Source organism: Streptosporangium sandarakinum (assembly GCF_050942225.1).
GTDB classification, from domain to species: domain Bacteria; phylum Actinomycetota; class Actinomycetes; order Streptosporangiales; family Streptosporangiaceae; genus Streptosporangium; species Streptosporangium nondiastaticum.
In genome coordinates, this window is the sequence record NZ_CP192034.1 from 2,974,481 (window position 1) to 2,988,041 (window position 13,561).

The 13,561-nt window shown below is 73.8% G+C and carries 12 protein-coding genes; 5 read left to right on the forward strand and 7 right to left on the reverse strand.

Annotation, left to right across the window (positions count from 1 at the left end; translation table 11 throughout):
- Positions 1-76 precede the first annotated feature (76 nt).
- Positions 77-919 (forward strand): STM4011 family radical SAM protein, encoded by an 843-nt coding sequence (locus tag ACQP10_RS13740; RefSeq protein ID WP_179822671.1) that lies wholly within the window; start codon positions 77-79, stop codon positions 917-919.
- Between the two features lie 104 nt (positions 920-1,023).
- Here the strand turns inward: ACQP10_RS13740 and ACQP10_RS13745 are convergent, their stop codons facing one another.
- The 7 genes from ACQP10_RS13745 to ACQP10_RS13775 all read right to left on the reverse strand — a co-directional run bounded on the left by ACQP10_RS13745 (position 1,024) and on the right by ACQP10_RS13775 (position 7,418).
- A complete protein-coding gene (locus tag ACQP10_RS13745) occupies positions 1,024-2,055 on the reverse strand; it encodes a DUF6745 domain-containing protein (protein WP_346020099.1) in 1,032 nt (343 codons plus the stop codon).
- Between the two features lie 13 nt (positions 2,056-2,068).
- Positions 2,069-2,395: a hypothetical protein gene (locus ACQP10_RS13750; protein ID WP_179818172.1), complete on the reverse strand. Its 327-nt coding sequence runs from the start codon at positions 2,393-2,395 to the stop codon at positions 2,069-2,071.
- Positions 2,396-2,535: 140 nt separating this feature from the next.
- A complete protein-coding gene (locus ACQP10_RS13755; RefSeq protein ID WP_346020098.1) occupies positions 2,536-3,189 on the reverse strand; it encodes a heme oxygenase (biliverdin-producing) in 654 nt (217 codons plus the stop codon).
- A gap of 99 nt (positions 3,190-3,288) precedes the next feature.
- The gene (locus tag ACQP10_RS13760) at positions 3,289-4,461 is read right to left on the reverse strand and encodes an acyltransferase family protein (RefSeq protein ID WP_389994754.1); all 1,173 of its coding nucleotides are present in this window, start codon (positions 4,459-4,461) and stop codon (positions 3,289-3,291) included.
- The gene (locus ACQP10_RS13765; protein ID WP_346020096.1) at positions 4,454-5,191 is read right to left on the reverse strand and encodes an alpha/beta hydrolase; all 738 of its coding nucleotides are present in this window, start codon (positions 5,189-5,191) and stop codon (positions 4,454-4,456) included. The genes ACQP10_RS13760 and ACQP10_RS13765 overlap by 8 nt, the downstream gene beginning before the upstream one ends.
- Positions 5,192-5,457: 266 nt before the next feature.
- Positions 5,458-6,114 carry a response regulator gene (locus ACQP10_RS13770; protein WP_179818167.1) on the reverse strand — a complete coding sequence of 219 codons (657 nt, stop codon included), beginning with the start codon at positions 6,112-6,114 and terminating at the stop codon, positions 5,458-5,460.
- Positions 6,111-7,418, reverse strand: a complete 1,308-nt coding sequence (locus ACQP10_RS13775; protein ID WP_433541477.1) for a sensor histidine kinase — start codon at positions 7,416-7,418, stop codon at positions 6,111-6,113. Before ACQP10_RS13775 ends, ACQP10_RS13770 begins: the two co-directional genes overlap by 4 nt.
- 280 nt (positions 7,419-7,698) lie before the next feature.
- On the opposite strand from ACQP10_RS13775, the gene lon reads away from it, so the two are divergent.
- From lon to ACQP10_RS13795, 4 genes are all read left to right on the forward strand, one after another.
- Positions 7,699-10,068: an endopeptidase La gene (gene lon, locus ACQP10_RS13780; RefSeq protein ID WP_346020094.1), complete on the forward strand. Its 2,370-nt coding sequence runs from the start codon at positions 7,699-7,701 to the stop codon at positions 10,066-10,068.
- A 228-nt stretch (positions 10,069-10,296) separates the two neighbouring features.
- Complete coding sequence (locus tag ACQP10_RS13785) at positions 10,297-11,430, forward strand: Fic family protein (RefSeq protein WP_399500524.1); 1,134 nt, start codon at positions 10,297-10,299, stop codon at positions 11,428-11,430.
- Positions 11,431-11,886: 456 nt separating this feature from the next.
- Positions 11,887-12,849, forward strand: a complete 963-nt coding sequence (locus tag ACQP10_RS13790) for an ATP-binding cassette domain-containing protein (protein ID WP_179818163.1) — start codon at positions 11,887-11,889, stop codon at positions 12,847-12,849.
- Positions 12,846-13,502 (forward strand): methionine ABC transporter permease, encoded by a 657-nt coding sequence (locus ACQP10_RS13795; protein WP_179818162.1) that lies wholly within the window; start codon positions 12,846-12,848, stop codon positions 13,500-13,502. Before ACQP10_RS13790 ends, ACQP10_RS13795 begins: the two co-directional genes overlap by 4 nt.
- Positions 13,503-13,561 lie beyond the last annotated feature (59 nt).

Genomic DNA, 13,561 nt, shown 5'->3' on the forward strand with positions numbered 1-13,561 from the left:
CCGTGCCGCGCCCGGTGCGTGTGACCGCGGCGACACGGCGCGGGACCGAGCTGCGCCCGGCCGCGACGCCGGCCACCTGACCGTCCTCTACCGGGGGCCCCTGTCCAGCTGCGACTACGACTGCCCCTACTGCCCGTTCGCCAAGCGCCGCGACGACCCCGCCCGGCTGCGCCGCGACCGGGCGGCGCTGGAGCGGTTCACCCGGTGGGCGGCGGAGCGCGACCACCCTGTCTCGGTGCTGTTCACCCCCTGGGGCGAGGGGCTCGTCCGGTCGTGGTACCGGCGGGCGATGGTAGGGCTCAGCCACCTGCCGCACGTCCGGCGGGTCGCCATCCAGACCAACCTCAGCTGCCGCACCGGCTGGCTGGGCGAGGCCGATCTCGGCACCCTCGCCCTGTGGGTCACCTACCACCCCGGGCAGGTCGGCTACGAGCGGTTCCTCGGCCGGTGCCGCGACCTGACCGGGATGGGCGTCCGTTTCAGCGTCGGCGTCGTGGGGCTGCCCGAGCACCTGGACCACGCCCGCCGGCTCCGTGACGACCTGCCCGCCGAGGTCTACCTGTGGGTCAACGCCGCCGAGGGGCACTCCTACACCGACGCCGAGGCGGCCGAGTGGACGCGGCTCGACCCGCTCTTCTCCTACAGCCGCACGCCGCACCGCAGTGCCGGGCGGCCGTGCCGTACGGGGGACACCGTGATCTCGGTGGACGGCGAGGGCACCGTACGGCGCTGCCACTTCGTCCCGGAGGTCCTCGGCAACCTCTACGACGGGACGTTCCGGCCGCGCGCCCGGCCGTGCCCGGCCGCCCTGTGCGACTGCCACATCGGCTACGTGCATCTGGAGCCCACCGGCCTCTACGACGTCTTCGCCGGGGGGATCCTGGAGCGTGTCCCCGCCTTCCACGGCCGGGCCCGCTGAGACCGGAGGCCGGATCGGGGCCCTCGCCGGCGCACCGGCCGGACGGGCGCGCGTGACCGGACCCCGCGTCGCGCGCCCGCCCGGCGGGGTCGACGTCGCCGGGCTCAGGTCTCCCTGACCGGCCGGTAGTCGGTCTCGGTCATGCCGAAGGTCCAGGCCACGCCCTCGCGGGCGGTGCGGGTGGACGGCGGGACCCGCAGCCAGTATTTACGGAAGGTCCCGTCGGGTTCGGCGGTGGAGTTGACCACCTCGACCATCGTCACCGGCTCGTCGTCCGGCAGGACGATCCGCCACAGCACGCCCGCCTCGTCGCGGTGCACGGGGACGGCGCCGGACTCGGCGAGGTAGCGGTCGTAGCCGAAGTGCTCCAGCATGACCCGGCGCAGCTCGGCGTTCTCCTCGGCGTCGATCCGCTGCACGGTCAGCGCCGCCATGGTGGCGGCGAAGCCGGCGGGGACCGGCATGCCGCCCCAGGCGTGCACGGCGAAACCGTCGGGGAACGACAGCGCCGGACCGCCGGCGCGGTGCAGGCGCGACATCCCGTCGCGGTGCAGTTCGGCGGGGCGCTCGCACACGACGGCCACCCGCTCGAACGGCCACCACCAGCCCGCCGACCGCGCGACCCGGGCGAGCCCCTCCGTCTCCGGCCGGTCCAGGGCGTCGAACAGCGCCAGCCACGGCGCGTCGTGCTGGCCCAGCACGGCGTCCAGGGTCGAGGCGCGCAGCGCCGCGGCGGCGGTCTGCGACTCCTCCGCGGCGGCGACGCCCTGACGGATCCGGGTGACGATCCCGTTGACCGGGTCCCAGAGCCTCCCTCCGGTGAGGGCCCAGGCCAGCGCCCAGCCCGTCGGGCCCAGGGCGGCGTACGCCTCCGCCCTGGCGCGTTGCCACGGGCCGGTCCGCACCGCGTCACGCACGGACCGGCCGGTGTCGAGCAGGGCGGCGGCCCGGGCGCCGGCGAGGGGGGAGTCGGCCCAGACGATCTCCCCGGGTTCGGCCAGCCCGGCGGCCCGGTAGGCCAGCCGTACGCCGGCCTCCGCCTCGGGGCGGTCGGCGGGCCCGGCCCGGAAGGCGACCTCCTCCCAGCGCTGCGCGGCGGCGGCCAGGACGTCGGCGAGTTCGGTGGTGACGGTCATGCTCGGGGGCTCCTCAGTCGGCGACGACGCGGAAGGCGCCGGGGATGTACTCGCGCTGGCGCTGCACGCGGTACCACCCCCTGGGCAGGGGGATCGCGGCGTGCTCCTCATGGACGACGCGCCCGCCGCCGGGCAGATGCAGGTGGTCGGGGTCCATCGGGTGCAGGCCGCGGACGAGCGTGCCCGGGCCCACCACCGCGTGGGCGTGGCCGGTGGCCTCGCCCAGGGCCAGGACCAGGCGGCCCCGGGCGTCGCGCGGCGCGGACGGCGCGGTCCTGACCGAAGGCGGCACGGCCTCCTCGGCGACGGGAACGATCAGGATGTCACCCTGGCGGTACATCGGCGGTCTCCTCGGGATCGGGATGATCGGAAACTAGCCGCCGTCACCGACATTTCCCGCCCGTCACGAAAGCCGCTGTCACCGGCACCTCCCGCCCGTCCCGACAGTCGGCCCAGTCCGTGGTGACCCGCGCTCGCGGATCAGGCGGCCGGTTCGGCGCGGACGGTGCGGCCGAGGTCGGCCAGCACCTCGGTGGTGAGCCGGAAGGCGAGCCTGGCCTCCTGGACGATCCGCCGCCGCTCGTCCTCACCGGCGGGCAGGGCGTCCAGCCGGGCGCGGTACTCCCGCCTGAAGCGGGGGATGCTGCCGATCGCGTCGAAGCGGTAGGAGTCGGCGCCGCCGTCCGGCCCGTAGCCGTAGATCCGCCGCAGCTCCCGCCGGATGAACTGCCCGCCCGACAGGTCACCCAGGTAGCGGGTGTAGTGGTGGGCGACGTAGCCGCCCGGCCAGGCGGCGACGTGTTCGATGCGGGCCACCAGGGCCAGGGTCGGCGCCGACGGCTCGATCACGGACCGCCAGCCGGGGCCGTAGACCGTCTCCAGATCACGCGCCAGCGCCTCCCCCCGGTACAGCTCGGGCAGGACGAACGGCGCGGCCACCGGGTCGTCCGCCAGGGTCCGGGAGACGCGGTCGAGCGCGGTGTAGACGAAGTGGTTCTGGGCGACCATCGCTCCGTAGCCCTCCGGGCTGAGCCGGCCGGCCAGCAGCGCGACGAGGTAGTCCTGGTTCTCGGCCGCGGCGTGGTCGTCCCGGGTGGCGTTCCTGAGCACTTCGGAGAACGGTGCCTGACTCAATATCGCTCCGTGTGGAAGGGGGTTTGCGCTGACGTGGCTCCCCAGCCTCACAAAGCCCCCCAAACCCGTCAAACTCGCAGCGACCTTCCGCTCACCGGTTCACCCGGGCCCGGGACGTCCGCCGCGGAGCCGCCCGGCTGCGCGGACGGCCGGCACGACGAGGGCCAGCAGCGCGGCGAACACCGGCAGCCAGGCCAGCCGGTGCGCCAGCCAGGCCGGGCCGGTGGGCGCCTCCACCAGACCGGGAAGCCCGCCGAGGCGCAGCACCGCCAGCGCCGCCGCGGCGAGAACGGTCTGGTGCCACAGGAAGACGGTCATCGCCGACAGGTTCACCAGCGCGACCGCCGCCCACAGCCGGGGCCGCCGCATCAGCCGGGCCAGCGGCCCGCGTACCAGCAGCGCCAGTCCCACCTGGGCGACCCCGAAGCAGACCACGGCGAGCGTGGGCGGGCTGAGGTTGGACACCTTCGCCCCGGTGACACCGACCATGCTCGCCGGATACCCGAACCAGGCGACCAGCGCCGCGGTCCCGGCCGCGCCCGCTGCCAGCATGCCCGCCGCCACCCGGCGCGAGGTGAGCGCCCCGCCCGCCCAGGCGACGCCCAGCGCGTACGGCACCAGCCACCCGGCCACCACGTTCACCCAGCCCGGCCAGGACGGCCCGCCGAGCCCGAACCGGACCGCGTCCGCCGCGAGCACGACCGCGGCGGCCGAACCGGCCACGGCGAGCGGCGCGGCCCGCAGCAGGGGGGTGGCCGCGGTGAGCGCGGCGAAGACCGCCAGGAACCACACCGGTCCGACCGCAGGCTGCACCAGCGACCGGATCGGCCCGATCGGCATGCCGCCCACCGCCAGTCCGGCGGCGACGCCCGCCCACACCAGGGCGGGCAGGCCCACCGGACGCAGCAGCCGCCGCATCCTGGCCCGCACCCACACCCGGTATCCGGCGGCCGACCGCAGGCTCCGCGCCGCCGCGTACCCGCCCACGAAGAAGAACACCGCCAGCGTCTGCAGCACCCACGAAGCGGGCGTCAGCCAGGGCATGTAGGCGAGCGGGCTGGAGACGCGCACGGTCCCGCCGGGGCGGGGCGTCCACGCCGTGACCAGCCAGTGGCCGGTGACCACCCCGGCGACGGCCAGCGCCCGCAGCGCGTCCACCCCGCGGTCCCGGCCGGCCGGGGTTGCGGCCTCGATCCGGGCGGCGAAGGCGGCGAGAGCGCCGGGAGCGGGCGCGGGCGCGGGCCGCCGTGCCGGTACGGTGCGGTCAGCCACGGGACACCTCGCCGGTCCGGCCGAGGGCGATCAGGGTGAGGTTGCGCAGCGACTCGGTGCCCGGGTGCAGGTAGCCGCTGTGTCCCACGTCGCCGGTGGCGAACACGTCGCCCCCGAAGCCCGGCGCCGCCGGGTCCGGCCCGAAGCCCAGCGGGCCCAGCCGTACCTTCGGCACCCGGCGCATCCAGTCACGGCTGCCGCTGCCGGCCCACAGCGGGACGCCCAGTTCCGCGGCGGACGAGACGCCGAGCCCCGGGCTGCCGAAGACGGCGAGGCTCTCCACCCCCGACCCCGGGGCGGCTCCAGCGCACACCACCGAGCCGTAGCTGTGGCACAGCAGGCTGACCCGCTTGCCGCGAAGCGTCCCGGCGAGGTAGCGCCGCAGCTCCTCCGCTCCCCGCCGGGCGGCCCGGTCGGTCAGCACGCTGACGCTCGCCGTGTCCGGGCTGTCGTACCCGAGCCAGGCGACCGCCGCCAGCCGTGCCCCGGGGTCCAGCGCCCGCGCCTCGGCCAGCACGCTCCGGGCCCCGAACGCCGGCGTGCTGTACGGGTCGGCCCGGCCGCCGTCGAAGTTGGCGGCCGTGGTGTCGGAACCGGGGACGACGACCACGACGCGCTCGGCCGCGCGCAGATCGCCATAGACGCGGATGATCCGGTCGCCGTGGGCGGCTGGAACGGCCGTGCAGGCCAGGGCGGCGACGGCGACGACGGTGAACGCGCGGTAGAGCATGGGACCTCCGGTCCGATCGGGGGGATCGGACAGGACGCTATGAACCGGGGCCTGTCGCTCGCGTCACCCCGGCGTGCTCACCCGCCGGGTCACCCCGTGGGGGGAGGGGGTCACCCCGGGGCCGGACGCGCGGTGGCGCCTCGGGCGCCGCTCGCCGTACGAGGTCCCGGCCGGGTGGGCCGCATCCGGCCAGGGCCTCGGGCGCCGCTCGCCGTAGGGGTCCCGGCCGGGTGGGGCCGCGTCCGGTCGCGCGGTGGAGCCCCGGATCAGCCGCCGGGGCGGACCAGGCCCGTCTCGTAGGCGTAGACGATCGCCTGGGCGCGGTCGCGCAGGTCCAGTTTGGCCAGGATGCGGCCCACGTGGGTCTTGACGGTCTGCTCCGACACCACGAGCTGTTCGGCGATCTCCTGGTTGGAGCGGCCCTGGGCGATCAGGGTGAGGACCTCGGTCTCGCGCTCGGTGATGTCGGCCGGCCGGGCGCGCGGGCGGCGCGGCCCGACGCGGGCGAACTCCGAGATCAGCCGCCGGGTCACCGACGGCGCGAGCAGCGCGTCACCGGAGGCGACGACCCGGACCGCCTCGGCGAGCTGCTGGGCGGAGGCGTCCTTGAGCAGGAACCCGCTCGCCCCGGCCCGCAGCGCCTCGTACACGTAGTCGTCGAGGTCGAAGGTGGTCAGGATCAACACCTTCGGCTTCGGGCCGTCCGCGTCCAGGATGGCTCGGGTGGCGGCCAGGCCGTCCATGACCGGCATCCGCACGTCCATCAGCACGACGTCCGGCCGCAGCTCGGCCGTCCGGGCCATGGCCTCGCGCCCGTCGGCGGCCTCGCCGACGACCTCGATGTCCGGCTGGGAGCTGAGGAACACGGTGAAGCCGGTCCGCACCATGCCCTGGTCGTCGGCGATGAGCACCCGGATCGTCATGCGCCGCCCTCCGCGTCTTCCATGATCGGAAGTATGGCGGTGACCGCGAAGCCCTTCCCGACCGGCCCCGCCCACAGCTTCCCGCCGAGCATGGAGACCCGCTCCCGCATGCCGAGCAGGCCGTGCCCGGCGTTGCCCGGCGTGCGCTCGCGGCCGTCGACGCCGGGGCCGTTCGCCACGTGGACGCGTAGCTCGTCGCCGGAGCGGGTGATCCGCACCGAGACGGCCGAGCCGGGCGCGTGGCGCATGGCGTTGCTCAGCGCCTCCTGGACGATCCGGTAGGCCGAGAGACTCACCGCCTCGGGCAGCCCCAGCAGGTCGCCGCCCAGCCGGAGCGTCACGGTGAGCCCGGCCGACCGCGCGGTGGCGACCAGCTCCTCAAGCCGGCCGAGGCCCGGCTGCGGCGCGGTGTCGGCGCGTTCGTCGCCGTCGCGCAGCACCCCCAGCACGCGGCGCATCTCGGTCATGGCCGCCAGTGACAGCGCGCGGATCTCCGCGAGCCCCTCCTCCAGCACCCGGGGGTCCCCGGCGGCCTTCAGCGGCACGGCTTCGGCCTGGATGGCGATCACCGACATGTGGTGGGCGACGACGTCGTGCAGCTCCCGGGCGATCCTGGTCCGTTCCTCCAGTACGGCCTGCGCCGCCAGGGCCCGCTCGCTGCGCCGTTCCTCCTCCGCCAGCCGGCCGGCGGCCAGGCGCCTGCTCCGCACGTTGTAGCCCAGGAGCGCGGTCACCGTCAGCAGGCCGGAGCCCAGCACGATCTCGCCGCCGTTGGTGCTGACCACGACCAGGGCGAACACCGAGACGAGCCACGTCCCGAGGGTGGTCTCGCGGTCGCAGCGCACCGCCACCGAGTAGACGACCAGCAGGTAGGTGATGATGCCCGCGGTGGAGTAGGAGTGTGAGGACAGCCGGCCCACGAAGTGGGCGGCCAGGAGCATGCCGCCGGTGGCCAGCCGCCAGGCCGCCAGCGGCCACCGGTCGCGCAGCGCCAGGGGCAGTGCGGAGACGACCGCGCAGAGGAGGAGGACGTTCACGTTGATGCCCGGAGCCGGGACACCCGGCATGGGCGGCTCGTCGTTGACGGTCAGCAGGACCGAGTAGCCGCTGGCGAACAGGATCCAGGCGAGTACCAGGTCGGCCACCAGGACCAGGTCGACGGTCCGGAACGGCAGCAGCCCCAGGAAGGCCGGCGTCCGGAACCTCAGGCGCCGTGAGCGGGGGAACGGCGGGCCGGGCTCTCCCTTCACCAGGGCGCGGACCAGCGGCCGGGAAAGCCGGGAGAGAGCGTCACGCGGGGGCATCGGCCCAGCCTAGGGGGAGCGCGGGCGGCCGGCGTCCCACCCAGGAGTGATGCGTTCCGTCCCACCGTGGGGTGATGCCTATCGTCCCACCCGGGAGTGATCCCTCCGGAAGCCCGCCCGGGAGTGATCCCTCCGGAAGCCCGCCCGGGAGCCCGTCCGGAAGCTTGCCCGGAGGCGTCGATTACAGAATTACGATCGCTCACGGCGAACACGCTCAATCCCGGGAACATATAGCCGCTCTCATTAATTGAGTCGGTATAACTCAACCCTTGGAGTGCGCATGAGTGAGAGCTTGATCCTCCCGGTTCTCCCGCTCGACGACCAGGTCGTGCTGCCGGGAATGGTGGTCCCGCTGGATCTGTCCGAGGCCGAGGTCCGGGCCGCGATCGACGCGGCTCAGGCACTGACCGACAACAAGGGACAGGTCCTGCTCGTTCCCCGCATCGACGGCCGCTACGGCTCCGTCGGCGTCAAGGCCGTCGTCGAGCAGGTCGGCAGGCTGCCCGGAGGCGAGCCCGCCGCCGTGGTGCGCGGCGTCGACCGCGTGCGCGTCGGCGCGGGCACGACCGGCCCCGGTGCCGCGCTGTGGGTGCAGGCCACCGTCATCGAGGCCGTCCCGGCGGGCGAGCGCGCAGCCGAGCTGGCCAAGGAGTACAAGGCGCTGACCACCACCATCCTGCAGAAGCGGGGCGCCTGGCAGGTCGTCGACGCCGTCAACCAGATGGACGACCCGTCGGTCCTGGCCGACAGCTCCGGCTACGCCCCCTGGCTGGGCACCCCGCGCAAGGCCGAGATCCTCGAGACCGCCGACCCGGCGGACCGGCTGGCCAAGCTGGTCGAGTGGGCGCGCGAGCACCTCGCCGAGCTCGACGTCGCCGAGACGATCCGCAAGGACGTCCAGGAGGGCATGGAGAAGCAGCAGCGCGAGTTCCTGCTGCGCCAGCAGCTCGCCGCCGTCCGCAAGGAGCTGTCGGAGCTCAACGGCTCCTCCCCGGAGACCGAGGAGGAGGACTACCGCGCCCGCGTCGAGGCCGCCGACCTGCCCGAGAAGGTGCGCGATGCCGCGCTGAAGGAGGTCGACAAGCTGGAGCGGACCTCCGACCAGTCCCCGGAGACCGGCTGGATCCGCACCTGGCTCGACACCGTCCTTGACATCCCGTGGAACACCCGGACCGAGGACTCGTACGACATCGCCGCGGCCCGCGCCGTCCTCGACGCCGACCACACCGGCCTCGACGACGTCAAGGACCGCATCATCGAGTACCTCGCCGTCCGCGGCCGCCGCGCCGCCCAGGGCCTCGGGGTCGTCGGTGGGCGCCGCAGCGGCGCCGTACTGGCGCTGGCCGGACCTCCCGGGGTGGGCAAGACCTCCCTCGGCGAGTCGGTGGCCCGCGCGATGGGCCGCAAGTTCGTCCGCGTCGCCCTCGGCGGCGTCCGCGACGAGGCCGAGATCCGCGGCCACCGCCGCACCTACGTCGGCGCGCTGCCCGGCCGGATCGTCCGCGCCGTCCGCGAGGCCGGCTCGATGAACCCGGTCGTGCTGCTCGACGAGGTGGACAAGGTCGGCTCCGACTACCGCGGCGACCCCACCGCCGCGTTGCTGGAGGTGCTCGACCCGGCGCAGAACCACACCTTCCGCGACCACTACCTGGAGGTCGAGCTCGACCTGTCCGACGTGCTGTTCCTGGCGACGGCCAACGTGCTGGAGGCCATCCCCGGCCCGCTGCTGGACCGCATGGAGATCGTCACCCTCGACGGCTACACCGAGGACGAGAAGGTCGCCATCGCCCGGGACCACCTGCTGCCCCGCCAGCTCGACAAGGCCGGCCTGACCGCCGAGGACGTCGTCATCGGCGAGGACGCGCTGCGCCGGCTGGCCGGCGAGTACACCCGGGAGGCCGGCGTGCGGTCCCTGGAGCGCTCGATCGCCCGGGTCCTGCGCAAGGTGACCGCCAACGTCGCGCTCGGCGCCGGGGAGCTGCCGGTGACGGTCACGGACCTCGTCCCCTACCTCGGCCGCCCGCGGCACGTGCCGGAGTCCTCGCTCCCGGAGTCCCGCCAGCGTACGGCGGTGCCCGGCGTGGCCACCGGCCTGGCGGTCACCGGAGCCGGCGGCGACGTCCTGTACGTGGAGGCGTCGCTGGCCGACCCGGAGACCGGCGACACCGGCCTGACCCTGACCGGCCAGCTCGGCGACGTCATGAAGGAGTCGGCCAGGATCGCCCTGTCCTACCTGCGCTCGCGCGGCGCGGAGCTGGAGCTGCCGGTGTCCTCCCTCAAGGACCGCTCGGTGCACATCCACTTCCCCGCCGGCGCCGTGCCCAAGGACGGCCCGTCGGCCGGCGTCACCCTGATCACGGCCCTGGCCTCGCTGCTGTCGGGCCGCCAGGTCAGGAGCGACGTGGCGATGACCGGTGAGGTCTCCCTCACCGGCCGGGTGCTGCCGATCGGCGGGGTCAAGCAGAAGCTGCTGGCCGCCCACCGGGCGGGCATCACCACCGTGCTGATCCCGGCCCGCAACGAGCCCGACCTGGACGACGTCCCCCAGGCGGTGCGCGACGAGCTGACCATCCACGCGGTCAGCGACGTGCGGGAGGTCCTGGAGATCGCGCTCACCCCGGCCAAGGTCGCCGACCGCGCCGCGGCCTGATCCGGCTCACGCGGTCCGGCCGGTCACACGTGATCCGACCGGCCGCGCGCGGCCTGACCGGCCGCCCCCGTGACGAACGGCCCGCCCTCCGGGGGGCGGGCCGTTCGCCGTTCCGGGCGGTGAGCCGACCAGAGGCCGCTCACCGGCCCGGCCGGCTCCCCGAAGGACATAAATGGACGAATCATTCATTCGCTTGAACGGATGTTCCGTCCATGCTGTCATGAACGCATGCTGTACGGCACACCTCGCCTGGAGGCCATCGACGACAAGGTCCTCGGCGAGATCGAGGAGATGCGGCGTGACCTGAAGTATCGTCTCGCCGAGACCCACCGCTGGGACGGAAGACTCCGGCGCCACCTCCAGGCCCTGGCCATCCAGGGGTCCAACTCCATCGAGGGCTACCGCGCCAGCGTCGAGGACATCGAGTCGATCATGGCCGGTGAGGACCCGCTGGAGACCCCCGCCACGGTGGCCAGGGAGATCGCCGGCTACCAGCAGGCGCTCACCTACATCCGGATCCTCTCCCACACCCGGGCGTTCCGGTTCGACACCGGCCTGCTCCACGCGCTCAACTTCATGATGATCGGCCACCACGTGGACAAGACCCCGGGCGCCGTACGGCCCGGCGGCATCTACGTCCGCAACACGGCCACCGGCGAGGTCGTCTACGAGGGCCCGGACGCCGAGGAGGTGCCGGAGCTGCTGGAGGAGCTGACCGGCTGGCTCAACTCGGGCGACCTCGACGCGCCGAGCTACGTGCGGGCGGCCATGGCCCACTTCAACCTGGTGAGCATCCACCCCTGGCGCGACGGCAACGGCCGGATGTCCCGGGCGCTGCAGACGCTGGTGCTCGGCCGCGACCAGATCACCACCCCGGAGTTCTCCTCCATCGAGGAGTGGCTGGGCCAGGGGAGGGCCACGTACGACTACTACGACGCCTTGGCCCAAGGGCAGGGCGGCCGGTGGAACCCGCACGGCGACACGCTGCCCTGGGTGCGGTTCTGCCTGCGAGCCCACCACCTCCAGGCCCAGCAGGTCGGGCGGCGGCTGGCCGAGGCGGGGGAGGTGTGGACGATGCTGGAAGAGCGGGTCGACGCCGACGGGCTGAACCCGCGGACCGTCTCCGCGCTCTACGAGGTGTTCGTCAACCGGCGGCTGCGCCGCAGCCGGTACCAGGCCGACGAGGCGCTCAGCCAGGGCCAGGCGGCCAGGGACCTGCGCGACCTGGCGGCCGGAGGGTGGCTGCGGCCGTACGGTGAGACCAAGGGGCGCTTCTACGCGCCCGGCCCGCGGATGCAGGAGATCAAGGACGCCTTCGCCGCGCGGGCGGTCCCGCTGCGCGACCCCTACCGCCACGTCTGAGCAGGCGGCGCGCCGCGCGGTCTTCGGGAAGGCCGGGTGATGCGCGAACGGCACGCCGCGCGGCCCCCGGAGAGTCCCGGGAGGCCGCTTCGCCCGTTCTCCCTGGTCAGCCCTATTTCGGTAAAGTGACCTGAATCACATGAAATATCAGGAATAGGGTTTCGAGGGCATGTGTTGACGCGGACGTGAAGACGACCCGCCGTGCCGCGCCGACCTCGACGAACCGAGGGTCGTGTCGCGGCATGTGCATGTGTGAGATGCGCCGGACCCGCTCCGCGCGCTGACCCCGCCCCGCCCCGTCCTCTTCGCGACTTCACGAAGGCTCCCACCATGACCTGCCCCGCGGACCGTTTCGTTCTGCGCCGCCTGAGCCACCTGCCCTTCCACCCGGGCACCCGCTAGCCCTTCCCCCGCTCGACGTCCTTTTTTCGACATCCGTTTGGGGGATTCACAGCTGTGATCGACGTGTCAGGCCTGCGCAAGGTCTACCGGGATCGTGGACGCGAGGTGGTCGCCGTCGACGGCGTCGACCTCCGGGTCCGCGACGGTGAGATCTTCGGTGTGCTGGGCCGCAGCGGCGCGGGCAAGAGCACCCTGCTGCGCTGCGTGAACCTGCTGGAACGGCCCACCGAGGGCACGGTGACCGTGGCCGGCCGGGAGCTGACCGCGCTGGGGGAGGGCGAGCTGCGCCTGGCCCGCCGCGGGATCGGGATGGTGCACCAGCACTTCGCGCTGATGTCCTCCCGCACGGTCGCCGGGAACGTCGCGTTCCCCCTTGAGGTCATGAAGGTCGGCCGGGCCGAGCGCGCCCGGCGCGTCGCCGAGCTGCTGGAGCTGGTGGGCCTGGCCGACAAGGCGAAGGCGCACCCCGGGCAGCTGTCCGGCGGCCAGAAGCAGCGCGTCGGCATCGCCCGCGCGCTGGCGGGCAGGCCCGCGGTGCTGCTGTCGGACGAGGCCACCTCGGCTCTCGACCCGGCCACCACCCAGTCGATCCTCGCCCTGCTGAAGAGCCTCAACCGCGAGCTCGGCCTGACCATCCTGCTGATCACCCACGAGATGAACGTCGTCAAGTCGATCTGCGACTCGGCCGCCATCATGAAGGACGGCCGGATCCAGGAGTCCGGGGCCATCCCCGACCTGCTCGCCCGGCCGGGATCCCGGCTGACCGAGGAGCTGTTCCCGCTTCCCCCGGCCGAACCCGGCGCCGTCACGATCACCTTCGCCGGACAGGCCGGCGAGCCGGTGATCTCGCAGGTGGTCCGCAAGTTCGACGTGGACGTCAACATCCTCGGCGGGGCGCTGGAGGAGGTCGCCGGGGTCGCGGCCGGACGGCTGCGCGTGCACCTCACCGGCGGCGGGCGGGAAGCCGCCCTCGCCCACCTGACCGAGCGCGGCCTGCTGGTGGAGGAAGCCCGATGACCTGGGACGAGATGGCTCCCCTGCTGTGGGAGGCGACCGGGCAGACCGCCGAGATGGTCGCCTGGTCCACGCTGTTCACCGTGCTGATCGGGCTGCCGCTCGGCGTCGCGCTGGTCGTCACCGACCGCGGCGGGCTGCTGCCCTCCACGCCGCTGAACCGGGTGCTCGGGCTGGTGGTCAACATCGGCCGGTCGCTGCCGTTCATCATCCTGATGATCGCGGTGATCCCGCTGACCCGGATGATCGTCGGCACCACCATCGGGACCACCGCCTCGGTGGTCCCGCTGACCCTCGGCGCCGCGCCGTTCTTCGCCCGGCTGGTGGAGACCGCCCTGCGCGAGGTCGGCGACGACAAGGTGCAGGCCGCCCAGGCGATGGGTGCGAGCCGTACGACGATCGTCGGGAAGGTCCTGCTGCCGGAGGCGATGCCCGGCCTGGTCGCGGGTCTCACGGTGACCGTCGTCGCGCTGATCTCCTACTCGGCGATGGCCGGCGCCATCGGCGGCGGAGGGCTGGGCGACCTGGCCATCCGCTACGGCTACCAGCGTTTCGAGACCCCGTTGATGATCGTCACCGTCGTCGTCCTGATCGTCATCGTGCAGCTCGGCCAGATGCTGGGCGACTTCGTCGCCCGCCGCCTGGCCCGTCGCTGACCTGTCCCAGCGCCTCTCCACGCCCTTTTCCGCCCCCCGGGGGGTCCCGCCGCGGGCGG